21 protein-coding genes, 1 pseudogene and 1 riboswitch are annotated in these 24,076 nt (G+C 68.5%); of the genes and pseudogenes, 8 read left to right on the top strand and 14 right to left on the bottom strand.

Translation table 11 applies throughout. The features are described from left to right. Positions 1–98: 98 nt before the first annotated feature. The gene (locus tag BDO18943_RS29530) at positions 99–452 is read right to left on the bottom strand and encodes a YciI family protein (RefSeq protein WP_175025053.1); all 354 of its coding nucleotides are present in this window, start codon (positions 450–452) and stop codon (positions 99–101) included. A gap of 203 nt (positions 453–655) precedes the next feature. On the opposite strand from BDO18943_RS29530, the gene BDO18943_RS29525 reads away from it, so the two are divergent. The 4 genes from BDO18943_RS29525 to BDO18943_RS29510 all read left to right on the top strand — a co-directional run bounded on the left by BDO18943_RS29525 (position 656) and on the right by BDO18943_RS29510 (position 5,175). Beyond that, complete coding sequence (locus BDO18943_RS29525) at positions 656–2,491, top strand: ExeM/NucH family extracellular endonuclease (RefSeq protein WP_175025052.1); 1,836 nt, start codon at positions 656–658, stop codon at positions 2,489–2,491. Between the two features lie 344 nt (positions 2,492–2,835). Further along, positions 2,836–3,222: a DUF883 family protein gene (locus BDO18943_RS29520; RefSeq protein ID WP_043177905.1), complete on the top strand. Its 387-nt coding sequence runs from the start codon at positions 2,836–2,838 to the stop codon at positions 3,220–3,222. 64 nt (positions 3,223–3,286) lie between these two features. After that, on the top strand, positions 3,287–3,871 hold the full coding sequence (locus tag BDO18943_RS29515; RefSeq protein ID WP_089453450.1) for a BPSL1445 family SYLF domain-containing lipoprotein: 585 nt from the start codon (positions 3,287–3,289) through the stop codon (positions 3,869–3,871). Between the two features lie 251 nt (positions 3,872–4,122). After that, positions 4,123–5,175, top strand: a complete 1,053-nt coding sequence (locus BDO18943_RS29510; protein ID WP_175025051.1) for an AI-2E family transporter — start codon at positions 4,123–4,125, stop codon at positions 5,173–5,175. Positions 5,176–5,218: 43 nt separating this feature from the next. Here the strand turns inward: BDO18943_RS29510 and BDO18943_RS29505 are convergent, their stop codons facing one another. The 6 genes from BDO18943_RS29505 to BDO18943_RS29480 all read right to left on the bottom strand — a co-directional run bounded on the left by BDO18943_RS29505 (position 5,219) and on the right by BDO18943_RS29480 (position 11,217). Next, positions 5,219–5,734 (bottom strand): thioesterase, encoded by a 516-nt coding sequence (locus BDO18943_RS29505; protein WP_175025050.1) that lies wholly within the window; start codon positions 5,732–5,734, stop codon positions 5,219–5,221. 208 nt (positions 5,735–5,942) lie between these two features. Then, entirely contained in the window at positions 5,943–6,959 is a 1,017-nt protein-coding gene (locus tag BDO18943_RS29500) for an NADP-dependent oxidoreductase (RefSeq protein WP_175025049.1), read from the bottom strand. A 37-nt stretch (positions 6,960–6,996) separates the two neighbouring features. Next, positions 6,997–7,785: an SDR family oxidoreductase gene (locus tag BDO18943_RS29495; protein ID WP_043177917.1), complete on the bottom strand. Its 789-nt coding sequence runs from the start codon at positions 7,783–7,785 to the stop codon at positions 6,997–6,999. A gap of 442 nt (positions 7,786–8,227) precedes the next feature. Then, complete coding sequence (locus BDO18943_RS29490) at positions 8,228–8,818, bottom strand: phosphatase PAP2 family protein (RefSeq protein ID WP_043177918.1); 591 nt, start codon at positions 8,816–8,818, stop codon at positions 8,228–8,230. 81 nt (positions 8,819–8,899) lie between these two features. Next, positions 8,900–10,216, bottom strand: coding sequence for an Nramp family divalent metal transporter (locus BDO18943_RS29485; protein WP_122949105.1), 1,317 nt, complete (start codon positions 10,214–10,216; stop codon positions 8,900–8,902). Beyond that, positions 10,165–11,217, bottom strand: coding sequence for a helix-turn-helix domain-containing protein (locus BDO18943_RS29480; RefSeq protein WP_175025048.1), 1,053 nt, complete (start codon positions 11,215–11,217; stop codon positions 10,165–10,167). Before BDO18943_RS29480 ends, BDO18943_RS29485 begins: the two co-directional genes overlap by 52 nt. Positions 11,218–11,714: 497 nt before the next feature. On the opposite strand from BDO18943_RS29480, the gene BDO18943_RS29475 reads away from it, so the two are divergent. Both BDO18943_RS29475 and BDO18943_RS29470 read left to right on the top strand, forming a co-directional pair. Beyond that, a complete protein-coding gene (locus BDO18943_RS29475) occupies positions 11,715–12,638 on the top strand; it encodes a LysR family transcriptional regulator (protein WP_043179151.1) in 924 nt (307 codons plus the stop codon). A 98-nt stretch (positions 12,639–12,736) separates the two neighbouring features. Next, on the top strand, positions 12,737–13,138 hold the full coding sequence (locus BDO18943_RS29470) for an OsmC family protein (RefSeq protein ID WP_175025047.1): 402 nt from the start codon (positions 12,737–12,739) through the stop codon (positions 13,136–13,138). 101 nt (positions 13,139–13,239) lie between these two features. Here the strand turns inward: BDO18943_RS29470 and BDO18943_RS29465 are convergent, their stop codons facing one another. Further along, a complete protein-coding gene (locus tag BDO18943_RS29465; RefSeq protein WP_175025046.1) occupies positions 13,240–14,121 on the bottom strand; it encodes a Dyp-type peroxidase in 882 nt (293 codons plus the stop codon). Between the two features lie 489 nt (positions 14,122–14,610). Here BDO18943_RS29465 and BDO18943_RS29460 point away from each other — a divergent pair, with 489 nt between their 5' ends. Both BDO18943_RS29460 and BDO18943_RS29455 read left to right on the top strand, forming a co-directional pair. Continuing rightward, positions 14,611–16,473, top strand: a complete 1,863-nt coding sequence (locus BDO18943_RS29460) for an ABC transporter ATP-binding protein (protein ID WP_175025045.1) — start codon at positions 14,611–14,613, stop codon at positions 16,471–16,473. A 183-nt stretch (positions 16,474–16,656) separates the two neighbouring features. Then, positions 16,657–17,370: a riboflavin synthase subunit alpha gene (locus BDO18943_RS29455; protein WP_175025044.1), complete on the top strand. Its 714-nt coding sequence runs from the start codon at positions 16,657–16,659 to the stop codon at positions 17,368–17,370. Between the two features lie 29 nt (positions 17,371–17,399). Here BDO18943_RS29455 and BDO18943_RS29450 read toward each other — a convergent pair whose 3' ends face one another. The 6 genes and pseudogenes from BDO18943_RS29450 to BDO18943_RS29425 all read right to left on the bottom strand — a co-directional run. Further along, on the bottom strand, positions 17,400–17,987 hold the full coding sequence (locus BDO18943_RS29450) for a shikimate kinase (RefSeq protein ID WP_235996222.1): 588 nt from the start codon (positions 17,985–17,987) through the stop codon (positions 17,400–17,402). Between the two features lie 70 nt (positions 17,988–18,057). After that, positions 18,058–19,299 (bottom strand): voltage-gated chloride channel family protein, encoded by a 1,242-nt coding sequence (locus BDO18943_RS29445; protein WP_175025042.1) that lies wholly within the window; start codon positions 19,297–19,299, stop codon positions 18,058–18,060. Between the two features lie 79 nt (positions 19,300–19,378). Then, a riboswitch (Fluoride riboswitch) is annotated at positions 19,379–19,482 on the bottom strand. 89 nt (positions 19,483–19,571) lie between these two features. After that, positions 19,572–20,591 (bottom strand): chemotaxis response regulator protein-glutamate methylesterase, encoded by a 1,020-nt coding sequence (cheB, locus tag BDO18943_RS29440; protein ID WP_043177930.1) that lies wholly within the window; start codon positions 20,589–20,591, stop codon positions 19,572–19,574. Further along, entirely contained in the window at positions 20,588–22,900 is a 2,313-nt protein-coding gene (locus tag BDO18943_RS29435) for a hybrid sensor histidine kinase/response regulator (RefSeq protein ID WP_175025041.1), read from the bottom strand. The genes cheB and BDO18943_RS29435 overlap by 4 nt, the downstream gene beginning before the upstream one ends. Then, positions 22,897–23,604, bottom strand: a complete 708-nt coding sequence (locus BDO18943_RS29430) for a chemotaxis protein CheW (RefSeq protein ID WP_175025040.1) — start codon at positions 23,602–23,604, stop codon at positions 22,897–22,899. Before BDO18943_RS29430 ends, BDO18943_RS29435 begins: the two co-directional genes overlap by 4 nt. A gap of 45 nt (positions 23,605–23,649) precedes the next feature. Next, positions 23,650–24,076, bottom strand: a pseudogene (locus BDO18943_RS29425) (CheR family methyltransferase); the annotation flags it as partial.

The following is a 24,076-nucleotide window of genomic DNA, read 5'->3' as shown; positions in this document are numbered from 1 at the left end:
CGGCGCCCGTTCATCGGCGCCTTATCCGGACGACGGCCGGATGACAGCCGGATCGACATATTCCGCGACAAATCAGGGTATATACCGAGTCGCGACCTTCACAGGAAGCACGGGCCGACCGCGCGCACCTCGACCGTGCACCATTGCGCAGCCGGGCACTGGCGCGCGATCTCGATCGCTTCCTCGCGCGTGTCGACGTCGACGAGGAAGAAGCCGCCGACCATCTCCTTCGCCTCCGCGAACGGGCCGTCGAGCAGGCGCGCCTCGCCGTCGCGCACCTGCACGCGCGTCCCGCGCTCGGAACGCTCCAGCGACTCGACGCCGCGCAGCACGCCGCGCGCCTTCAGCGTCTCGGCGAAATCGACCATCCGCGCGTACAGCGCCTGACCTTCGTCGAGCGTGCGTTCGGCGCGCTGGTCGGTCGGCTCGACAATCAACAGCATGTAAGACATGGACTTCTCCTGTGGGAACGGGGCGCGGCAGCGTGCGCTGCGCGATCGGGATGCGCCGACCGATGCAAAAGCGTAGCAGCCGCTGGGCGGCTTGCATCGTCGGCCAATCGGTACTGGCCGGACGGCCATTTCGGCCACTTCCTGACATTTTGCCGTCAAGATGCCTTCCCGAACCTTCGGATTTTCTTCCTGTGGACCGCCCCATGTCACGCCTGCCTGCGCCGCTTGTCGTTGCACCGTTCATCGCCCTGGCTGCCCTCTTCGCCCCTGCCGCCCCCGCCGCCGTCTTCGCCCGGCCGGCCGTGGCCACGCCGCAGATCAGCGCCGGCTGCGGCGGCGCAACCACGCCGATTGCGGACCTCCGCGGCGCCGGTGGCCCGTCGCCGCTGGCCGGCCAAACGACCTCGATCGAAGCGGTCGTCACCGCGGCATTCGGCGGCGCCGACGGCCTGGACGGCTTCTTCGTCCAGCAGGCCGATGCGCAGCGACGGCACCGGCCGGGCGTCCCGGAAGGCGTGTTCGTGTACGCACCGAACGCGCGCGCGAAGGCCGGCGATCTCGTGCATCTCACGGGCCGCGTCGACGAGCGATACGGCCGGACGCAATTCACGCTGTCGGGCGGCATGACCGTCTGCGCACGCGAACAGACGGTCACACCGGCAACACTCACGCTGCCGGTCGCCACGCCCGCCGTGCTGGCCGCACATGAAGGCATGCGGGTGCGCCTGCCGCAAACGCTGACGGTCAGCGACACCCACGAACTCGGCCGCTACGGCAGCATCGTCCTCAGCAACGGCCGGCTGCGCATCCCGACCCACGTCGCACCGCCAGCCGAGGCCGCCGTGCTCGCGGCCGCCAACGCACGCAACCGCATCGTGCTCGACGACGGCTCGAACCGCCGCGATCCCGCGACCGTGCGCTATCCGCCGCCCGCGCTGAGTGCCGCCAACACGCTGCGCGCGGGCTACACGGTACGCGGCGTCGAAGGCGTGCTCGAACTGCGCTACGGCGCGTGGCGGCTGCAACCGGTTGCCGGTGCGGCACCGGTGTTCGATGCCGCCGCGAACCCGCGTACCGATGCGCCGGCCCGGCATCCCGCTGCCGACGTGCGCATCGTGTCGTTCAACGTATTCAACTATTTCAACGGCGACGGGACAGGCGGCGGATTCGATGCCCCGGCCAACCGCGGCGCGAAATCGCCCGCCGCGTTCGCGCGGCAGGAGGCGAAGATCGTCGCGGCATTGCGCGCGTTGCGTGCCGACGTGATCGGGCTGATGGAGATCGCGAACAACGGCTACGGCAACGCGAGCGCCGTGCGGCGTCTCGCCGCGCAACTTGGCGACGGCTGGCGCGTGGTCGAGCCTGGCACCGCGCGGCTCGGCCTCGATACGATCGCGGTCGCGCTGCTGTACGACAGCCGCACGGTCGAGCCGGCCGGGCGCGCGGCGACCGTCGCGCTCGGCGGCCGGCACCGCCCGCCGCTTGCGCAGACATTCCGGCGCATCGGCGGCTCGCGCGCCTTCACGGTCGCGGTCAATCACCTGAAATCGAAGAACTGCCCGAACGCGACCGGCGCCGATCGCGACCAGTCGGACGGCCAGGGCTGCTGGAACGCAGCACGCACGCGGGCCGCCGCGCGCGTCGCCGACTGGCTCGCCACGTCGCCGACAGGCACCGCGGCCGACGGCATATTGCTGATCGGCGACCTGAACAGCTACGCGAAGGAAGATCCGGTTCGCGCGCTCGAATCGCGCGGCTACGCGAACCTGGTTACCCGCTTCGGCGGCGATGCTGCGTACAGCTACGTATTTCACGGCGAAGCGGGCAACCTCGACCACGCGCTCGCCACGCCTTCACTCGCCGCGCGCGTGAAAGCCGTGCACGTCTGGCACATCAACGCCGACGAACCGGTGGCCCTGCAACCCTTGCCCGATTACAAAACGTCCGCGCAACGGTCGTCCTATTACGCACCCGACGCGTACCGCTCATCGGACCACGATCCCGTCGTGATCGACGTCGCACTTGGCGACGGCGCATAGGGGCGGCCCCGGGCACGAACCGTGCGCGTCCACACAGCATCGACTAGGTGTTTAGTCCCGGCATTTGCATCAGCACAAGGCCTGCAACGGCACTATTTACCGAACAACCCTGGCGACGCCATATTTACCGGGCTTTCACCGCGTACCGCCGCCCGATACGCCGCTTCGCCCGGCATGAGAATTTTTTTCAACCGCCGTGCCGCCCCATGTGGCCGGGCTTCGCGGCGATCCTGCCGACGAATTGAAAATTTGTCTCGAAACAAAATTGGGCCAAGTGAATCACATAAGTTGCTGGGATTCGTCTTATCTTCAAATTTGCCTTGAACCGAAGGAGGATAAACACCATGGCGCTCACCGACTCGATCGAACACAAGCTGGATCGCGGCCTCGCCGACATTCGTCGCACGGGCCGGCGCGTGGGCCGCACGACGCGCTCGGCCGCCCGCGACCTGCATGCCGACGTCACCGACGATCTGCGCGGGCTGGTCGACGAACTCGAAGATCTGCTGAAAAACGACGGCGACGGCGATATCGCCGCGCTGCGCAAGCGCGTGCAATCCAGGCTCGATGAAGCGCGCAGCGCGCTCGACCACGCGTCGGGCAGCGCGGCGGCCCGGCTGCGCGATTCGGCCGAACGCGTGTCGCAGGTCGTGCACGACAACCCGTGGCAAACCGCCGGCGTCGTCGCCGGCCTCGCGTTCGTTGCGGGCCTGCTCCTTGCCCGCCGTTGAACGGGGCCGGCCGCTCCGCTGCCCGCACCGTCCGTCCTCAATCAGATAACGAAGGAGAAACGCCATGCAGAAGACCTTTGCCATGAAAGCCGCCGCCGCCGTCCTGCTCGGCGGCCTCGCGCTCGCCGGCTGCACGACCACCCCGGACAAACCGGAAGGCGCCGCGGCCAGCGCGTCGAAGCGCCAGTCGATCGACGCCAGCGTCAACGCGACGCTGTCGCGCCTCTATTCGACGGTGCCGGGTTCGCGTGAACTCGTCGGGAAATCGCGCGGCGTGCTCGTGTTCCCGAGCGTGCTGCAGGCCGGCTTCATCGTAGGCGGCCAGTCCGGCAACGGCGCGCTGCGCGTCGGCGGCAGCACGGTCGGCTACTACAACACGTCGTCGCTGTCGGTCGGCCTGCAGGCCGGCGCGCAGTCGAAGGCGATCGTGTTCCTGTTCATGACGCAGGATGCGCTCGACTCGTTCCGCAAGTCCGAAGGCTGGGCCGCCGGCGCCGACGCATCGGTCGCGGTCGTGAAGGTCGGCGCGAACGGCGCGGTCGATACGACCACGGCCACCGCCCCGGTCGAGGTGCTGGTCCTGACCAACGCGGGCCTGATGGGCGACCTGTCGGTGAACGGCACCAAGGTCACGAAGCTCAATATCTGACGACGCGACACGCGGCGTTGCGCCGCGTCGGCTTCCCGGCAGCGCCGCGGCCCCGGCCGCGGCGTTTTCGCATGTGCCACGCGCAGCGGCTATGATGGCGGCACCTTTGCGGGCATACTCCGGTTCGAGCCGACCGGCGGACGGCCGCCCCGCGGCGCGTTTCGCCGCGAACCCGTGACGATCGCGAACCGATCGCGCGCGGGACAACGAGATTCAATCAAACCACGCATCAATCTGCGCGAATGTCATCCATGGAAAGCGGACACGACCACCAAAAATTCTTCTATTTCCTGCTGGCCGCGGTCACCGTCGGACTCTGCTGGATCCTCGCGCCGTTTTCCGGAGCCGTGTTCTGGGGCACCATTCTCGCGATCCTGTTCCAGCCCGTGCAGCGCTGGCTCGCCGCGCGCTTCGGCAAGCGGCGCAACCTGGCCGCGCTCGTGACGCTGTCGCTGATCGTCCTGATCGTGATCCTGCCGCTCGTGTTCGTCGCCGCGACGCTCGTGCAGGAAATCGCGTACGTGTACCAGGAAATCAAGACCGTGCAGCCTAACTATTCGCAATACTTCCAGGACATCATCCACGCGCTGCCGTCGTCGATCCAGCACCTGCTGCAGAAATACGGGCTGAGCAACCTCCCGGGCATCCAGAAGAGACTGACCGATGGCGCCGCGCAGATCAGCCAGCTCGCAGCAGCGCAGGCGCTCAGCATCGGCCAGAACACGTTCCAGTTCGTCGTGAGCTTCGGCGTGATGCTGTACATGGTGTTCTTCCTGCTGCGCGACGGCGGCGAGATCGGCCGCCGCGTGCGCCGCGCATTGCCGCTTGACGACGAGCACAAGAACCTGCTGCTGGCGAAATTCACGACGGTCGTGCGCGCGACCGTGAAGGGCAACATCGCGGTCGCGCTCGTGCAGGGTGCGCTCGGCGGCCTGATCTTCTGGATTCTCGGGATCGAAGGCGTCGTGCTGTGGGGCGCGCTGATGGCGTTCCTGTCGCTGCTGCCCGCGATCGGCGCGAGCCTCGTGTGGGTGCCGGCCGCGCTCTACTTCCTGATGATCGGCGCGGTGTGGAAGTGCGCGATCCTTGTCGCGTTCTGCGTCGGCGTGATCGGCCTCGTCGACAACCTGCTGCGCCCGATCCTCGTCGGCAAGGATACGAAGATGCCCGACTGGGTCGTGCTGATCTCGACGCTCGGCGGGATGGCGCTGTTCGGCATCACCGGCTTCGTGATCGGGCCGCTCGTCGCCGCGCTGTTCATGGCGAGCTGGGACATCTACGCACGCGCGGAACAGGCCGAATGACACGCCGCGCGGCCACGTGCCGCGCAGCGGCGGACATTCGCCATCACGGATGACGAATGCGAATCACGACGGGCGCCACGGCGCCCGTTTCTTCATCCGCCGCCAGCCTCATCACGCCGCCATACGGCCCCACGCGATATGTACGGCCCGACACCAGCGGCACGCTTCGATCGTCGTGTGCATCGCGCCAGGTTGCACGCACACGCGAAGCGACATCCGGCGCGAACGGCGCGCCGTCGGGCGCGACCAGTGCCACATGAGCACCCGGCAAACGCCGGCCATGCGCATCGAATCGCAGCGTTGCCGCCGCCCCGCCGTTCGCCCTCTCTCGTCCTTCGACCACCACGCCCGACCGCGCATCGAGCGTCACGTCGTAGCAATCGACGAGCGCGCCCGCGAACCGCACGACGCCGCCTGACGCGGCCTGCCCGGCCGCCACCGCATTCGACATCGCGAACGCCACGCCAAGCCCGATCGCCATCCGCCGCGCGGCACCGGCGCCTCGCACCGTTCGATTGCGCATCGCCACCGATGCCACCTGCTTCGCGTCGTTTCGCATGTTCCCTCTCCTCTGCCGCGTAACCAGAAAAAAAGGCGGCGTGACGCGTCGGTCACGCCGCCTGTCTGCTGGCAATCACTTTAGGGAGAGAAGCCCGGACAATATATGAGACAAGTCTGAAACTAAGACACGATTGATCGAACGCACCGCGTTCGACACCCGCTCGCGGCAGCGTACGAACGGCCTCGCACGCCGTGCCGCGGGCCGGTCACGCGTCTGGATCCACGCGCAGCACGAGCTTGCCGCGATGGTCGCCGTCGAACAGGCGATTCAGCACGTCGGGCGCGTTTTCGAGACCGTCCGCCACCGTCTCCTCGGCCTTGAGCCGGCCGTCGCGCAGCCAGCCCGCGAGCGTCTGCACCGCCTCGCGGCTCTTGCGATAGTCGAGGATCAGGAAGCCGCGCATCGTCAGCCGCTTCGAGATCAGCACGCCGACGTCGTCCGCCGCGCGCCCGCTGTTGTAGTTCGAGATCACGCCGCACAGCGCGACGCGCCCGCCGATCACCATCCGCGACAGCACCGCGCGCATCACCTCGCCGCCGACGTTCTCGAAGTTCACGTGCACGCCGTCCGGCGTCGCCGCTTTCAGCTGCTGACGGAAATCGTCGGCCTTGTAGTCGACGGCCGCGTCGAAGCCGAGCGTCTCGGTCAGGTAGCGGCATTTGTCCGCGCCGCCCGCGATGCCGACCACGCGTGCGCCGTGGATCTTGCCGATCTGCCCGGCGATCGAGCCGACCGAGCCAGCCGCCGCCGATACCACGAGCGTCTCACCGGGCTGCACCGGCGCGATGTCGGTCAGCCCGTAGTACGCGGTCAAACCGCTCATCCCGCACGCGCCGAGCAGCGTCGGCAGCGGCAGGCCCGACTGCGCGGGCAGCTTCACGAGCTGCGCGGCCTGCTCGGCCGGCACGACCGCGTAGTCCTGCCAGCCGACCAGCCCCTGCACGAGATCGCCTTCCACGAACCCCGCATGACGTGACGCGACCACACGCCCGATGCCGAGCGCGCGCATCACCTCGCCGATCGCGACGGGCGGCAGGTACTGCGGCACGTCACTCATCCACACGCGGTTGGTCGGGTCCATCGACAGATACAGCACGCGCACGAGCACCTCGCCGTCCGCGAGCGCCGGCACCGGCGTCTCGACGAGCGAAAAGTGTTCGCGGCCGACCCGCCCTTCCGGGCGGGTCTTCAGCAGCAGTTGGCGGTTCACGGGTGTCGACACGATGTTCTCCTCCAGGCGTTGTTGTTCGGGATGCGCGTCAGACCGCGCACATGCCGCCGTCGATCACGAGTTCGGCGGCCGTCATGAAGCGGCTCTCGTCGGATGCGAGATACACGGCCGCGTGCGCGACGTCGTCCGGCTCGCCGAGCCGGCGCAGCGGAATGCCGCGCGCGAGCTTGCGCGTGGCGTCGCGTTCGCCGAGCGACTGGAACAGCGGCTCGACGATCCCCGTGCGGATGAACGCGGGGTGAATCGAGTTGCAGCGCACGTCGATCTCGCGGCGGGCACAGTCGATCGCGACCGACTTCGTCAGCGACGCGACCGCCGCCTTCGATGCGTTGTACGCGGTGAAATCCGGCTCGACCTTGAACGCGGCGACCGACGAGATGTTGATGATCGACGCGGGATGGCTCTCGGCCAGATACGACAGCGCATGCTTGCAGCCGAGCACGATGCTCTCGACGTTGATCGCCATCACACGCCGCCATTCGTCCAGTTCGATCTGCGCGGGCGAGCCGATCGAGCCGACGCCCGCGTTGTTGACGAGCACCGACAGCCCGCCCATCGCATCGACCGCCTGCGCGAGCAACGCCTGCCAGCGCGCTTCGTCGCGCACGTCCTGCGTCGCGGCGAACGCGACCGGTGCCGCATGGCCCGCGTTGAGTTCCTGCGCGAACGCGTCGAGCACCGCGGCGTCGGCGATGTCGGTCACGAACACGCGCGCGCCCTGCTCGACCATCCGGCGCGCGATCGCGCGGCCGAGGCCGCCCGCGGCGCCCGTGATGTATGCGCACTTGCCGGCAAGGCGCGAAGAAACGACTGTCATGTGACCTGCTCCTATCGTGAATCGTCGTCGCGAACCGCTGCCGCGACGGGTTGGCCGTGCCCGTTCCGGCCGCTGCGGACCGGTTGGCCGTGCCTCGACCTCACGAGGCACCGCACGGTTTCCGCGAGTATATCGAGATGAACGCGATGCGCAGCGGGCAGGCCGGGTAGCCGGCCCCGGTTGAACGACAGCCAGCGTACGCGAATGGCGCCAATCGATGAAATGAATATTCCTTATGCCCGGTCATAGACTTGGTTCATGACCTTCGTTTGCCGGCATGCGCGCACGGGCCGGCTGATTCAATGATGCGGGGAATGACGGGGGGACGCGTTCCGCGCGGGCGAGGAAGCGCTCGGGAAGATGAAGCGGCGTGGAATCGTGGCACCGCCGGGCGAACGCCGGCGGCAAGCAAGCGGCGCCGGGGCGCCGCGGCAGGCTACCGTCAGAAGCCGTCGCCCGACGGCGCGCGCACGAACGCGCAGAGTTGCGGCGAATGAGTATCGATCATCTGCTGGAACGGCGCGCGGTGCCCGTACGCAATGCCCGACACGAGCAGCAGGCAGACGGCCGCGACGCGCGGCGAGAACGCACGCTGCCGCGCGCCGTCGTAACCGCGCAGGAACACCAGCGCGACGAGCGCGCCGAGCATCCAGCCGACGATCACTTCCGGGACGGTGTGCGAATGATCGAACACGCGCGCGACGGCCGTGACCGCGCCGATGGCCAGCCCGGCCGCGATGCCGGGCGCCTTGCCCGGCCGGAACGCCTGCCACAGCATCGACAGCGCGACCGTCCACACGGACGTCGACAGCATCGTATGGCCGCTGATCACGCGGAAATCGAATTGCGGCAGCTCGATGCCGCACCCGGCATACAGGATCTTCGTTGCCCCGACGAGCCCCATGCCGGCGGCGAGCAGCACGCCCCAGCGAGCGGCAAGGCGCCAATCGGTCAGCGCGAGCCACGCCGCGCACGTCAGCGCGATCGGCAGGGTCAGCGCGGCATCGCCGATGTTGCTGATTTCACTCCACATAACGGACTTCGGACGACGATCGAAAGGCCGCAGTTTACCGCATGCGCGCCGCGCGACTGTGTCAGCCTGTGACAGGCTGTATCAGCCCGCCACACCGGTAATCAGCAACAGGTTCGTACCGGTGATGACGACGAACAGCGCCCACGCGGCGATTTGCATCCCGCGCCCGATCGTGTGCTCGCCCATCGTATTGCGATCGCTGACCGAGCGGATCAGCGGCCACATCGCGAACGGCAACTGCAGGCTCAGCAGCACCTGGCTCCACACCAGCAGCTGCCCGACCGAGCCGTCGCCGAGCCACAGCACGCCGATCAGCGCCGGCACGAGCGCGAGCCCGCGCGTGATCAGCCGGCGCTGGTAGCACGGGATCTTCGTATGCAGGAAGCCGTCCATGATCACCTGGCCGGCGATCGTGCCGGTAAGCGTCGAGCTCTGCCCCGACGCGAGCAGCGCGATCCCGAACAGCAGCGCGGCCGCGCCGCCCGCGATCGGCGTAATCAGCTTGTAGGCCTGCTCGATGTCGGTCACGTTGTGCTGGCCCGTCGCGTGGAACGCCGCACCCGCGACGATCAGGATCGCCGCGTTGACGAGCATCGCGACGAACAGCGACACGAACGTATCGATGCGCACCAGCGCGAGCGTGTCGCGAATCGTCCCGCGCGCACCGCCCACCACGCGCCGCGTCTGCACGACCGACGAATGCAGGTACAGGTTGTGCGGCATGATCGTCGCGCCGACGATGCCGAGCGCGAGCACGATCGCGTCCTTGCGGTCGTGGCCCGGATCGCCCGGCACCAGCCCGCCGACCACCGCATGCCAGTCGGGCGGCGTGATCGCGACCTGTGCGACGAAGCAGAACGCCATCGTCGCGATCAGTGCGAGCACGATCGCCTCGATCTGCCGGAACCCCTTGCCCTGCAGGCCGAGCACGATCACCGTGTCGAGCGCGGTCAGCACGATCCCCCACGCGAGCGGCACGCCGAGCAGCAGCTTGAACGCGAGCGCGCAGCCGAGCACTTCCGCGATGTCGCACGCGATGATCGACACTTCGGCGGTCACCCACTGCACGATGCGGCCGAGCCGGCCGTAGCGGTCGTAGCTGGCCTGCGCGAGATCCCTGCCCGCGACGAGGCCGAGCCGCGCCGCGAGCATCTGCAGGAAGATCGCCGCGAGACTCGAGAACGCGACGACCCACAGCAGCGAATAACCGAACTGCGAGCCGGCCTGGATATCGGTCGCCCAGTTGCCGGGATCCATGTAGCCGATCGCGACGAGCAGGCCGGGGCCGAAGAAGCGCTTGAGCTTCTGCCAGCGCGGCGCGCCGGCATCGATCGTGATACTGCCCTTTACTTCCGACGGGCAGAAAGGGGCGGTGGCGGTAGTGGGGAGGAGGGGCATGGAAACCGGGGATCGAGATCGCGACATGACGATTCTACGGGTATCCGTCCGGTTTTCTCCCGCGCGGCGGTACACGCGGCGCACGGCCCCCCTGCGTCGTCACAGGTCCCCCCGTGCGCATCGGATGGCGTGGCGCCTCGGGTGAGGATCCTTTCGCGTTCGGTGACGCGAAATTCCGTCGGCGACATCAGCATGCGCTGACGAAACAGTTTCGCGAGCCGTTCGCCGCTGCCGAACCCGGTGCGGCGCGCGACCTTGTCGGCCGGCAGCGTCGTGTGGATCAGCATGTGGCAGGCGCGCTCGAGCCGCACGTGCTGGACGAACTCGGTCGGCGTCACGCCGATTTCCTTCTTGAAGCGCCGCAGGAAGTTGCGCTCGCTCATCGCGGCGGCCTGGGCGGCGTTCGCGATCGAGATGCGGTTCACGCTCTGCGCGCGCAGCCGCTGCGCCGACATCCGGATCGACGGGCTCGCGCTCAGCTCGCGAAAGGCCCACATCGACTGCGTATAGCGTTGCTCGACGGGCCGCAGCATGTTGCTGGCAATCTCCTGCGCGGCACTGTCGCCGAGATCGACTCGGAACATGTCGAGCACGGCGGCGAACACGTCGGTTTCGCCGGCCTGCAACTCGACCGTCGTGGCGACCCGGCGCCCGGCCCGGCCGGGCCGCTCTTCGAGCGTCGCCGACGACCGCTGCATGGCCGCGAGCGCGGGCAGGTCCATTGCGTCGACGATCCAGCGCGCATGACGGCGAATGTCGGTCAGGCGACGCTGCAATGCGCCGTCCCAGTTGACGGCCGCGCGGTCGCCGTGGAGATGAAAGAACGCGAGCGCACGACGGCCGTGCTCGTCGCCGAGCGGATCGGCCGCGATGCTCACGCCGGACGACGACTGCAACAGCCCCCCGCTTTCGGATACGTACTTCAACTGGTAATCAGCACTGTATGCGTGCAGGCGATTCGCCAGGTTGAAAGCCTCGCCAAGACGCGCGGCCTGGGCCAACGAAAACCCCGTACTCAAATAGATAACGACCCACCTCTGATCTGCTGCATTCACTGGCCAAGCCCCCGACTTGTTTCGACTTCTTTTATTACCGTCGAACTGTCAGGCTTATATTTGGTTTGAATGCGTGCGACAGGACGGCTATCCCGAAATATGAAGCGACGGCATCTTAGCCGAACGGGTCGCGCCTTTGGCGCGAAATGGCCGACGGGGACAGCATGATGGCGGATTACTACAGGCTGTCGGGGGTGACTGGCAGGCGGGCGTGGAGTCGCACGGGCCGTTCTCGCCGATTGTTGCGATGATGTGCGTCGCACGCTGCGCATTTCATGACGACAGGAGGCCTCGGGTATCCGGATAAATGCGAAGCCGGATATCGGCCCAAACGATATCGGCACCTGTCCCGCGCCATCGATCACCGCGCCGGAACGCCCGCGTATCCGTTGCCTGCGCATCCTTTAGAATCGAGCCACGATTCACCACGCCGCCCGCGCCCCGTGCCCGCCGATCACCGTCTCGACCTGAACCTGTTTCGCGTGCTCGACGCCGTCTACGTGCACGGCGGCATCGGCGCGGCCGCCCGCGCGCTGCATCTCACGCAGCCGGCCGTCACGCATGCGCTCAACCGGCTGCGCGCGCATTTCGACGATCCGCTGTTCGTGCGGCAGGGCAACCGCGTCGTGGCCACCGAACGCACGCGTTCGATCATCGCGGATGTGCAGGTCCACCTGAAGGGCCTGCAAGGCACCGCGCGCGCGTCGTCGGCATTCGATCCCGCGACGCTCGACCTGAGCATCGCGGTAGGCATTCGCGACGTGCTCGAATCGATCGCGCTGCCGCGGATCGTCGCCGCGTTCGCCGACGAAGCGCCGGGCCTGCGGCTCGTGAGCCGCCGCATCGCGGTGGCCGACATCGAGCGCGAACTCGCGTCGGGCAACCTCGATCTCGCCGTCGATCGCCGCGTGCCGACCGGCCCGCGCATCGCCACCGAACACCTGCTCGACGATTCGCTGGTCGTCGCGCTGCGCGGCGATCACCCGCTGGCGCGCGACCCGCTGCGGCGCGGCGACTATTTCGCGGCGCAGCATGTCGCGGTGTCGTCGCTCGGCGAACCGCAATCGCTCGACGTGCTGCTTGGCAACGACGGACGCTTCCGCGATATCCGGCTCACCTGCCAGCACTATTTCGCCGCGTGCCAGATCGCCGCGACCGGCAACCTGCTGGTCACGCTGCCGCACACCTATGCGTTGCGGATGGCCGCGCTGCTGCCGATCGTCGTGCGGCCGCTGCCGTTGCGGCTCAAGCCGTTCCCGCTGCTCGCGTACTGGCATGAATCGCGCGACGCCGATCGCGCGCACCAGTGGGTGCGCGAACGCATCGCCGCGCTCGTGCGCAGCAGCGCCGGCGTCGCCGACGCATAGCCGCACGGCGCGCGCCATCGCGATCGGGACGGTATGCTGACGGCTGCACGCCGCCCCGCGGCGCCCGCTTTCTTGTTCCCGCTGACCGGAGACCTGCCATGTCGCTCATCCATGCCGCCGCCGTCCTCGACGCCGATGCGCCCGACTACGTCGTCCAGCTGCAAGCCGGCACCCACGCGCTGACCGGCGACGAAGCGCCACGCGAAGGCGGCCAGGATCACGGGCCGGCACCGTTCGCGTTCGTGCTGGCCGGCCTCGCGCAATGCACGGCCGCGACGCTGCGCATGTATATGCAGCGCAAGGCGTGGCCGGCCGCGCGCATCGACGTGCGCACCGAGCTGCATGCCGATCGCGACGGCACGCAATACGTGCGCCGCGTCGTGACGCTCGACGGCCCGCTCGACGACGCGCAACGTCAGCGCCTTGCCGAAATCTGCGAGAAGACGCCGGTCACGCTGTTCATCAAGCGCGGCACGCGGATCGACACGACGTTGAGCTGACACGCAACGCACACAGCGCACGCGGCGCACGATCGCCGCGAAAAAAAACGGGGGGCCGCGCACGATGCGCGGCCCCCCTTTTCGTCGAACCCGTCAGGCGCTTACAGTCCGAGCGCGGTCAAGTCGAGCTTGCCGTCCTTCAACGGCGGGCACCAGAAATACGCGCCCGTCAGCGGCCGCGTGAAGCGGAACAGGCCGTCGACGATACCGTCTTCCGCGCCGCTCATCCGGCGCATCTGCACGTCGAACGCGCGGAACGAGCAGCCGAACGCCACGAAATAGAGGCCCGCGCGGCGCGCGTCCGACCACGGCGACGAACGGCGCAGCATGAACGCCTCGGGCTCGAAGCTTTCCTGCGCGGTGCGCTTCACGTGCGCGAACTCGGGCGCGTCGTCGAGTTCTTCGTTGTCCGAGCGGCGACGGCCGATGATGTTGTCCATGTCACCCGACGGAATGCGCTCCATCTGGTCGAAGTCGTGCAGCCATTGCTGAACCGCGACGAAGCTCGCACCGTCGAGCCCCGCGCCCTGCCCCGTCACGATCGCCGCGGCCACTGCTTCGTCGCCGTCCGGATTCTCGGTGCCGTCTTCATAGCCGGACAGGTCGCGATCGGTCGAATAGCGGAAACCGTCGACCGCATCCTGCAACGCGAACGCCGGCGCCAGCGCGCGTTCGATCGCCCGCGCGCGCAGCACGATTTCGCCGCGGTCGTCGCCGCGCAGCCAGACCCACACGTCGGCCGGCGTGGCCGGCAGCGTGCGGTCCTTCACCGCGAACGCCGGGAATTCGGTCAGGCCCGGTACCGGGCGCCCAAGGTGCGCCGCCAGCGCGTGCCCGAACCCGACCACCGTGTCGCGTCCGTCGACGATCTCACGCAGCGCGGCCAGCGCCGCTGCCACATTGCCGTCATTCGAAATCGTAAAAGTGAGGTATCGGGACACCGTATCGATCGGGGTCAGGATGCCTTGCTGAACGTCGCTCATCGTTTCCTCAGGAATGTATCGTGGTGAATCTGCGAGGGCCGCGGCGTCGTGCGCCGCAGACGCTGGAGTGTAATCGATGCGCGTGCCGGCCCTTGCGTTGCCGCACTGTGGAAGGGCCGCAAAAGAAGGGCCGAAACCCTGAATACTAACCGTATCGACGCGGCAACGCCCATTCGTCAGACGTTGCGGCGCGCCCGACTCTGCTGATAGAATCTTTTCACGTCTTTTCGGCGTCCTTTCAACCGTTCACTTCAGGGGAGGTGCAGATGTTCCCAATGCCAGCAACCTTCCCGAACGTGGTCCCACGGCACAGCTGATCCAGCCCGCCGTCCGCGCCGGCTCCCGAGTTTTCCGCTAACCCGTCAGCCGCGCCGTTTCCCGACAGCCTGTTTCATTTTCCACCCGCCATTTTCGCGCGGCCTGGCTGTTGCGTTTTCGATGTTCTCCGAACCGGAAAGTCCCGTCGCGCGATGCGCCGGGCAACGATAAATGACCAGAAAAACCTCCCATCTGGGCGGCCAGGCATTCCAGGCCGTCTTCGGCTTCACCTTCCGTTACTGGCGCAAGCAGCCGGCCCGCACCGCCACGGTCGCGGGCCTCGCGCTGCTCGCCGCACTCGCCGACGTGCTCACGCCACTGTTCGCCGGTCGCCTCGTCGACGCGCTGTCGATGGGCGTGACCGACCGCGCCGCCGCGTGGCATGCGGCCCTCGTCGCGTTCGGCACGCTCGCCGCGCTCGGGCTCGGCGCGACGGTGCTGCGGCAAGGCGTCTACCTGAACATCATCACGCTCACGCTGAAGATGATGAGCGAGATCGCGGCCGCGTCGTTCCATCGCGTGCAGCGCTTCTCGACCGACTGGCACGCGAACAGCTTCGCGGGCTCGACCGTGCGCAAGATCACGCGCGGGATCTGGGCGATCGACCTGCTGAACGACACCGTGCTGATTGCGCTGCTGCCATCGGTCACGATGCTCGTCGGTGCCACCGTGCTGCTCGGCACGTACTGGCCCGTGATGGGGCTCGTCGTCGGCGCGGGTTCGCTGCTGTACATCGCGGTAACGGTGGCCGTGTCGCTCGGCATCGTCGCGCCCGCCGCGCGGCTCGGCAACCTGTGGGATACGCGCATGGGTGGCGCGCTCGCCGATGCCGTGAGCTGCAACGCGGTCGTCAAGGCGTTCGGCGCGGAAACGCGCGAGGAAGCGCGGCTCGCGCGCGTGATCGGCAAGTGGCGGCAGCGCACGCGCCGCACCTGGGTGCGCGGCACGCTCAACGGCGGGTTGCAGGGCGCGATGCTCGTCGCGATGCAGGCCGCGATGATCGGCGTCGCGCTGCGGCTGTGGGCGAACGACGAGGCGAGCGTCGGCGACATCGCATTCGCGCTGACGATGTTCTTCATGCTGCAGGGCTACCTGCGCGACGTCGGCATGCACATCCGCAACCTGCAACGCTCGGTGAACGACATGGAAGAACTCGTCGCGCTCGAACGCCAGCCGCTCGGCATCGACGATCGTCCCGGCGCACCGGCCATCCGGATCGGGCAAGGTGAGATCCGCTTCGAGCACGTGACGTTCCGCTACGACAACCATCCGGTGCCGCTGTACGACGATTTCTCGATGCGGATCGCGCCGGGCGAGCGCGTGGGCCTCGTCGGCCACTCGGGGTCGGGCAAGACGTCGTTCATCAAGCTGATCCAGCGCCTGTACGACGTGTCGGGCGGCCGCATCACGATCGACGGCCAGGATATCGCGCGGGTGCGGCAGGATTCGCTGCGCAGCCAGATCGCGATCGTCCAGCAGGAGCCCGTGCTGTTCCACCGCACGCTCGCGGAGAACATCGCGTATGCGCGCCCCGACGCGAGCCGGGCCGACATCGAGCGCGCCGCGCGGCTTGCCAGCGCGCACGACTTCATCGCCACGCTGCCGGACGGCTATGACACGCTCGTCGGCGAACGCGGGATCAAGCTGTCGGGCGGCGAACGCCAGCGGGTCGCGATCGCGCGCGCGTTCCTCGCCGATGCGCCGATCCTGATCCTCGACGAAGCGACGTCGAGCCTCGACAGCGAAAGCGAGCTGCTGATCCAGCAGGCGATGGAACGGCTGATGGTCGGCCGCACGACGCTCGTGGTCGCGCACCGGCTGTCGACCGTGCGCGCGCTCGACCGGCTGCTCGTGCTCGATCGCGGCAAGGTGATCGAGGAAGGTAGCCACGACGCGCTGATCCGCATCGAAGGCGGCATCTATCGCCGGCTGTTCGAGCGGCAGGCGCTGGAGCTCGCGAAGGGGCTCGCCGATTCGCCGCGGCGCACGGCGGACGACGACACCGGGCCGCTGGGCGAGCCGGCCGAGGTATGACGCAAGCGCGTCGCGGCGCGCGTCTGCAAATGAATAATGGATCCGGATCGAGGCCGTGCCAGGCGCACGGCCTTTTTTACGTCAGCGCCTCACGCCTGCCGCCCCGCAACCGCGCGCCGCGAGGTGTCCCTTTCCCGGATCCCTTATCATGTCGGCCAGCAAATTCGCGACAAGGGATCGACCATGTTTACAGGAATTGTCCAGGGCGTTGCCACCATCAAGACGATCGCCGATCACGGGGAACTGAGAACCTTCAGCATCGAATTCCCGGAGCGGTTTACCGACGACATCGAGATCGGCGCCAGCGTCTCGGTCGACGGCGTCTGCCTGACGGTGACGACCATCCATTCGCCGGAGCTGATCGACTTCGACGTGATGCTGCCGAGCCTGCGGATCACCACGCTGGCTGATCTCGTGACGGGCGCCCCCGTCAACGTGGAGCGGGCCGCGAAGGACGGCGCGGAGATCGGCGGGCATCCGCTGTCCGGCCATGTCGACTTCACCGGGACCATCCGGCACATCGCCGTATCCGAACATAACCGGATGGTGCGCATCGGCGTGCCGGACGCCTTCAAGCGGTATGTGTTCGCGAAGGGTTATATCGCGATCAACGGCTGCAGCCTGACGGTGTCCGACGTCAACCGCGACGAAGGCTGGTTCGATGTCTGGCTGATTCCCGAAACGCGACGCGCGACGACCTTCGATGGGAAGGGCGTCAACGACACGGTCAACATCGAGATCGAGCGCAGCACGCAGGTGGTCGTCGATACGATCCGGGAATCGGTCAAGGAAACGCTCGGCGAACTGAACGGCGTCGTGACCGCATTGCTGGCGGAAAAAGGCATCGATATCGAGGAAGTGCTGGCGCGCCATGTCGCGCGCCTGCCGAAGCCGTAACGGGTGCCGGTACGCGGTGATCCGCTGGATCACCGCGTACCGCCCGCGACCGGATGCGAACCGTGTTCGCGCGAAGCCATCGACGCCACGATAAAGCGTTCGATGTCGGCCGCCACATTTTCGGGTGGGCCGTCGCTCGCAAACCGCTTGCAGTTCAGGCGCATGAACACGGGGAATCGAGCGCGGATCTTGCGCATCTCGTCGGCTTCGTTCGCATGCAGATACGGCCGGGACACCTGCCGGCCCACGATCAGGTTCGCGCAGCGTTCGAGGTCGAACGACGGCAGCAGGAGCGCGGTGAATCCGCCCGCCTCGATGTCACGGCGAAGTGCCGGATAGGCCGGCGTGACATCGGCCGGATACAGCATGAAACCGGACGACACCGCGCAGATCGTGGGCGCCGACGTGTCACGCCTGAGTTGCTCGTACAGCCGGACGTTGTGCGACGCATACTCGGCATAGCCGCGCTCCCGGATGAAATCGGCGATGTTCCCGTGCGCGGCCAGGAAGCACCGATCCACATCGACGAACCGCCAGTTCAGGCGCGCCGCGACGATCTCCCCGACCGTGGTCTTGCCGGCGCCGCCCGGCCCGATCAGATGTATCCACAACGACACGTTTCCCCTCCGGCATCGCATGCATCGCGCTCCCGCACGCACCGCGACGATTCAGCCTTCCGCTCCCGCGTCATTCCGCCTCCGCCTGCGCGCCCTTCCCCACCGCCACACGCTGCGCGCGATAAATCCCCGCGTGCCCCGAGAACAGATACGCGACGACGCACGCGACGATCGCATACACGCCGATATCCGCGCCAAACAGTTCGATCGCCATGATCGTCGACGCGATCGGCGTATTCGCCGCGCCGGCGAATACCGCGACGAAGCCGAGCCCCGCGAGCACCGGCACCGGCAGCGCCAGCACCTGGCCGAGCGCGTTGCCAAGCGTCGCGCCGATGTAGAACAGCGGCGTCACTTCGCCGCCCTTGAACCCCGACGCGAGCGTGACGACGGTGAACGCGAACTTGCCCGCGAAATCGTAGAGCGGCAGCGGGCCGTGAAACGCGGCCTCGATTGTCGGGATACCGAGGCCGAGATACTGCGGCACGTTCAGCACGGTGGCGGCCACGGCGACCAGCAGGCCGCCGAGCACCGGCTGCAGCGGCGCATAGCGGACGACGCGCCGGAACCACGCGGTCAGCGCATGCGTCGCAAACGCGAACAGCCGCCCGGCCACGCCGAACGCAATGCCCGCGACGACCGTCACGGCGAGCCCCGTCGCCGACACGGCCGGCACGAACGGAATCGCATAGGCCGTGTGATGCACGCCCCACGCGCGGCAGACGACGTCCGCGACGATCGCGGAGGCGACGCAGGTCAGCAGCGCGTCGTACCGCACGCGCCCGATCGCGAGCACCTCGAGCCCGAACACGGCGCCCGCGAGCGGCGTGCCGAACACCGACGCGAACCCGGCCGCGATGCCGCCCATCAGCAGCACGCGGCGATGCTCGCGATCGAGGCGGAACACCTGCGTGATGCGATCGGCGAGCGCGCCGCCCATCTGCACGGCCGTGCCCTCGCGGCCGGCCGAGCCGCCGAACAGGTGCGTGACGACGGTCGCGACGAGCACGAGCGGCGCCATCCGCTTCGGCACGAGCGCCTTCGGGTCGTGAATCTCGTCGATCAGCAGGTTGTTGCCGCGCGCGACGGACTGGCCGAAGCGATGGTAGATCCAGCCGGTCGCGAAACCGGCGGCCGGCAGCCCCCACAGCAGCCACGGGTGCGCGACGCGCGTGCCGGTCGCCCAGTCGAGCGCGATCAGGAACAACGCGGAAGCCGTGCCGGCCAGCGTGCCAAGCAGGGCCGAGAGCGCGAGCCAGCGGCACACATAGCGCACGGTCGCGAGAAGATCGGCAGAAGTCGTGAAAAACATGATTTCCAGATTCGACGGAACATCAAAACCTGGGCGGTAGAAACCCGCATGGACGGCCTGCGACCTCCTGACGACCCAGGAACACGCAGGCATCATCAGCCGGGCGAACCGGCGGTTGAGGGCCGCACCGTGCGCAACGCGCCGCGTCCGACCACTGGGAGGCATGCCATCTCCGCTGGCCGCCATTGTACGCGACGCCGCGCGACGCCCGCAATGCGGCCACCGACGCATCGAAACCGGGCAGGACAGCGTCGTGCGCCCCGCGAGCGCCGTCAGTCGCGCAGCGGGCGCGTGATCCGCGAAATCAGCTGGGGCGCGATCCGCTCGAGCGGCAGGATCGCCGACGCCGCACCGATCGCCGCGGCCGCCTTCGGCATCCCGTAGACGGCGCTGGTCGCCTCGTCCTGCGCGATCGTGTGGCAGCCCTTCGCGCGCATCGCCTTCAGGCCGAGCGCACCGTCGCGCCCCATGCCCGTCAGCAGCACGCCGAACGCCTCGCCCTGCCAGCCGTCGGCGACGCTGTTGAAGAACACGTCGATCGATGGCCGGTACGGTGTCTCGGCCGGATGCCGCGTATAGCCGAGCACGCCGCGCGGCGACAGATACAGGTGATCGTTGGTCGCCGCGAGCAGCACCTCGCCGGCCTGCGGCACGCTGCCCTGCCGGGCGACGCGCACCGGCAGCCGCGTATAGCCGTCGAGCCACTCGGCCATCCCGAGCGCGAACGCCTGGTCGACGTGCTGGACGATCACGATCGCCGCCGGAAAGTCGGCCGGCAGCGCCCGCAACAGCGCGGTCAGCGCGGTTGGCCCGCCCGCCGACGCGCCGATCGCGACGAGCGTCGGCTGGCCGCGCTCGGGCGTCGGCCCCGGCGGCACGAGCACCGCGGTGCGGCTTTCGAGCAGCCGGCCGATCTGGTCGATCTTCGCGAGCAGCGCCTGCGGCGACGCGTCGGCCGACAGCCCGAGCGCGAGCGTCGGCGTGTCGACCGCGTCGAGCGCCCCGGCGCCCATCGCCTCGTAGACCGACGACGTGTTCGCGCTGACGCTCGCCGTCACGATCAGGATCGCGCACGGCGCGCGCGCCATGATCCGGCGCGTCGCGGCGACGCCGTCGACCTTCGGCATCACGAGATCCATCAGCACGACATCGGGCGGATGCGCGACGCAGAAATCCACCGCCTCGTCGCCGTCGGTCGCGACCCACAGCACGCGGTGGTCCGTGCGCAGCGCGATCACGCGGCGCAACGCCTCCACGGCCAGCGGCAGGTCGTTGACGATGCCGATGTTCATCCGCGCGCATCTCCGATCAGGTCGTGCACGGCATCGAGCAACGCCTCGTCGTGGAAGCTGCTCTTCGCGAGGTAGTAATCGGCGCCCGCATCGAGCCCGCGCCGGCGATCCTCGTCGCGATCCTTGTACGACACGATCATCACCGGCACGCGCTTGAGCATTGGATCGTTCTTGATCAGCGTGACGAGCTCGATGCCATCCATGCGCGGCATGTCGACATCCGTGACGACCAGATCGAACGCATCGCTGCGCACCGCGTTCCAGCCCTCCATCCCGTCGACCGCGACCGTCACGTCGTAGCCGCGCTTTTCCAGCAACTTGCGTTCGAGCTCGCGCACCGTCAGCGAATCGTCGACGACGAGCACGCGGCGGCGCCGGTCGGCCAGCGCAAGTTGCGGGTCGCGCGTGAGCCGCGCGAGTTGCCCGCCGCGCACGAGCTTGTCGACCGAGCGGATCATGTCTTCGACGTCGACGATCAACACCGGGTCGCCGTTCTCGAGCAGCGCGCCGGCCGCGATGTTCTGGATCTTGTGCAAACGGCTGTCGAGCGGCTGCACGACGAGCATCCGTTCGCCGAGGAAGCGGTCGACCGCGACGCCGTACAGCTCGGGCTCGCCGCCGACGACCACCACCGCCGTGCTCGTGCGCGCCGCATCGGGTTCGCCCGCGTCGAGCAGCTGGTGCGCGGCGACGAGGCCCGCGCGCCGGCCGTCGAACGGGAAATGCGGCTGCCCTTCGAGCACGTCGATATTGTCGTGCGGAAGTTCGAGCGTGCGGCGCACGTGCGCGAGCGGGAACGCATACGGTTCGCCGCCGACCTCGACGAGCAGGCTGCGGATCACCGACAGCGTGAGCGGCAACTGCAGCACGAAGCGCATCCCCGCGCCCGGCTCGTTGAAGATCCGCACCGCACCGCGCACGCCGCGCACCATCTCCTGCACCGCGTCGAGGCCGACGCCGCGGCCCGACACGTCGGTCACCGCATCGCGCATCGAGAAGCCCGGCAGCAACAGGAATTCGAGCAGCTCGGGATCGGACAGCCGTGCGGCCGTCTCGTCGTCGGTCAGGTGCTGACGCACGACGGCCGCGCGCAGCGCGTCCATGTCGACGCCCGGGCCGTCATCGATCACGCTGACCAGCAGAGAGCCGGCGCTGTGGCGCGCCTCCAGCGTCACGCTCGCCTCGGCCGGCTTGCCGCGCGCGCGCCGTGCTTCCGGCGAATCGACGCCGTGATCGATGGCGTTGCGCAGCAGGTGGCCGAGCGGCGCGTCGAGCAGGTCGAGGATGTCGCGGTCGACCTGCGTGCCCTCGCCGACGATCGAGAAGCGCACCTGCTTGCCGAGCGAGCGCGCGAGATCACGGACGATGCGCGGGTACGCGCGCGTCGCATCGCCGAACGGCCGCATCCGGCACTGCAGCGCCTCGTCGTAAAGCTGCTCGGCGATATGCGTGCTGCGCCGCTCGAAACGGTCGAATTCGTCCATGCGCTCGGCGAGCGAACGCTGAAGGTCGTTCAGCATGTGCCGCACTTCGTTCATCGACGCGAGCATGCCCGCGTCGAGATCGTCGGCGAATTGTTCGTACATCAAATCGAGCGAGCGGGCCGCGTCGCGCTGCGCGCGCTTCACGCGCAGCATCGATTCGGCGAACGGCTTGAGCCAGCGCGATTCGACCAGCGATTCGCCGGACAAACTCAGCAGCCGGTTCAGCGTATCCGCCCGCACGCGGCGCATCGCGCCGGCGCCGGCCACGCGGCCGGCCTGGGCCGGATCGGGCACCGTGCCCGACACGGCGAGCGGCGGCACGGTGGCGCCGGCCCCGACGGGCTCGTTCGCGGCACCGTCGTGCTCGCGATACGGCGGCACGATCGACGGCGGCATCGGCGGCGGGACGGCGGCCGGCGCCTGCATCGTCTGCGCGCCGTCGGCACCCGTCAGCGCTGCCGCGAACACGTCGATCTCCGTCTGCGACACGGGCGGCCCCTGCGGATCGCCGACGCGCACCAGCAAATCGACACCGGCCAGCAATACGTCGACGTGCGTGGCCGTCAGTGCGATCGTGCCGGACTGCGCGGCGACGAAGCACTCTTCCATCCGCCCCGCAATCTCGACGCCGAGCGGCACGCCGACGATGCGCGCGGCGCCCTTCAGCGAATGCGCGGCACGCATGCATGCCTCGAGCGCGACGGAATCGGGCTCGCCCGCTTCGAGCGCGAGCAGCCGCTCGGACAGCGCCTGGGTCTGCGTGCGCGTCTCCTCGCGATACAGCTCGAGCAGCGACAGGTGGCTCAGGTCGTCATCGCCGCTCATCGCATGCTCCGTGTCACGGCGTCGAACAGGCGGTCGTCGTCGAGCAGGCCCACCGACTTGCCGCGCCACGACAGCACACCGCGCGACAGGCCGGCGCTCGCGCGCCCGACCGTCGCCGGCACCGGCACCCAGTCGGATGCGCCGAAACGCAGCACGCCCTCGACTTCGTCGACCGGAAACACGACCGGCTCGCCCTGGTGCGCCGCCACCAGCAGCCGCGTGAAGCGGCCATCGCCGCCGCCGTTGCCGCCCTTGCCGGCATCGAGGCCGAGCAGTGCGCCGATCGAGATCGCGATGCGCAGCGTGCCGCGGATGTTGACCACGCCGCGCACGGCCGAATTGCGGCGATGCGGCAGCGAATGAATCGGGCGCGTGCCGGCAATCTCGCGCAGCACGCCGATCGGCAGCGCGAGCCATTCGTCGGCCACCCGGAACGCCAGCGCCGCATGGTGCGTATCGGTGTCGGCATCGCGCACGTGCGGCGCGCCGGACGCGCTCATCCGGCGCGTGGCGTCGGCCATCTCGGACCCGTCGAGCGGACGCTCGAGCAGCTTCGCCGCGTGATATGCGTACACCGGGCAGTTCAGGCAGCGCAGGCAGTCGTTCAGCCGCTCGCACGAGCGGTCGCCGCGCGTGCCGATCCGGTTCCAGCAATCGTCGACGTCGATCGTCGTCTCGTCAATGGCAGCGGCGGCGCGGTTCATGAATTCCTCTGGTCATCGCGATATCGGTCCCCAACCTTGGTGTTGTCAGCCGGCCGAGCGCCGTGCACGCTCGAGCAGCCATTGCGCGCCCGCGCGATCGCCGCCGACGTCGAGCAGCGTCGCAAGATGGGTCAGCGCTTCGTGGTGCGTGGGCCGCAGGTACAGCGCCTTCCGGTAGAAGTCGCCGGCTTCCGCGGCGCGTCCGCGCGCATCCGCGATCAGCCCGTTCAGGTAGAACGCATCGGCATGCGGCCCGACGCGCGCCGAGAACTGCGCGAGCACGCGCTCGGCCTCGTCGAACGCGCCGGCATTCGCCAGCGCCTGCGCCTCTTCCAGCGTCGGCGCGGCGCTTTCGGCAACCGGCACAACCGGTTCGGCCACGGCCACCGGCAGGTCGGCCCGTGCGTCGAACGCGGCCGCGTGCATGGCCGGCTGCGGCGCCGCGAACGGCTGGCGTGCGCCGCCGAGCCAG

The sequence above is a fragment of the Burkholderia aenigmatica genome, assembly GCF_902499175.1.
Lineage (GTDB): Bacteria > Pseudomonadota > Gammaproteobacteria > Burkholderiales > Burkholderiaceae > Burkholderia > Burkholderia aenigmatica.
Note: the sequence above shows the minus strand (reverse complement) of the source record. Positions and strands in the feature narration are given on the sequence as shown.

What these genes read in the sequence shown, in the direction of transcription:
- BDO18943_RS29530 (WP_175025053.1), bottom strand. Translation starts at nt 452, where the DNA reads ATGTCTTACATGCTGTTGATTGTCGAGCCGACCGACCAGCGCGCCGAA.
- BDO18943_RS29525 (WP_175025052.1), top strand. Translation starts at nt 656, where the DNA reads ATGTCACGCCTGCCTGCGCCGCTTGTCGTTGCACCGTTCATCGCCCTG.
- BDO18943_RS29520 (WP_043177905.1), top strand. Translation starts at nt 2,836, where the DNA reads ATGGCGCTCACCGACTCGATCGAACACAAGCTGGATCGCGGCCTCGCC.
- BDO18943_RS29515 (WP_089453450.1), top strand. Translation starts at nt 3,287, where the DNA reads ATGCAGAAGACCTTTGCCATGAAAGCCGCCGCCGCCGTCCTGCTCGGC.
- BDO18943_RS29510 (WP_175025051.1), top strand. Translation starts at nt 4,123, where the DNA reads ATGGAAAGCGGACACGACCACCAAAAATTCTTCTATTTCCTGCTGGCC.
- BDO18943_RS29505 (WP_175025050.1), bottom strand. Translation starts at nt 5,734, where the DNA reads ATGCGAAACGACGCGAAGCAGGTGGCATCGGTGGCGATGCGCAATCGA.
- BDO18943_RS29495 (WP_043177917.1), bottom strand. Translation starts at nt 7,785, where the DNA reads ATGACAGTCGTTTCTTCGCGCCTTGCCGGCAAGTGCGCATACATCACG.
- BDO18943_RS29490 (WP_043177918.1), bottom strand. Translation starts at nt 8,818, where the DNA reads ATGTGGAGTGAAATCAGCAACATCGGCGATGCCGCGCTGACCCTGCCG.
- BDO18943_RS29485 (WP_122949105.1), bottom strand. Translation starts at nt 10,216, where the DNA reads ATGCCCCTCCTCCCCACTACCGCCACCGCCCCTTTCTGCCCGTCGGAA.
- BDO18943_RS29470 (WP_175025047.1), top strand. Translation starts at nt 12,737, where the DNA reads ATGTCGCTCATCCATGCCGCCGCCGTCCTCGACGCCGATGCGCCCGAC.
- BDO18943_RS29465 (WP_175025046.1), bottom strand. Translation starts at nt 14,121, where the DNA reads ATGAGCGACGTTCAGCAAGGCATCCTGACCCCGATCGATACGGTGTCC.
- BDO18943_RS29460 (WP_175025045.1), top strand. Translation starts at nt 14,611, where the DNA reads ATGACCAGAAAAACCTCCCATCTGGGCGGCCAGGCATTCCAGGCCGTC.
- BDO18943_RS29455 (WP_175025044.1), top strand. Translation starts at nt 16,657, where the DNA reads ATGTTTACAGGAATTGTCCAGGGCGTTGCCACCATCAAGACGATCGCC.
- BDO18943_RS29445 (WP_175025042.1), bottom strand. Translation starts at nt 19,299, where the DNA reads ATGTTTTTCACGACTTCTGCCGATCTTCTCGCGACCGTGCGCTATGTG.
- cheB (WP_043177930.1), bottom strand. Translation starts at nt 20,591, where the DNA reads ATGAACATCGGCATCGTCAACGACCTGCCGCTGGCCGTGGAGGCGTTG.
- BDO18943_RS29435 (WP_175025041.1), bottom strand. Translation starts at nt 22,900, where the DNA reads ATGAGCGGCGATGACGACCTGAGCCACCTGTCGCTGCTCGAGCTGTAT.
- BDO18943_RS29430 (WP_175025040.1), bottom strand. Translation starts at nt 23,604, where the DNA reads ATGAACCGCGCCGCCGCTGCCATTGACGAGACGACGATCGACGTCGAC.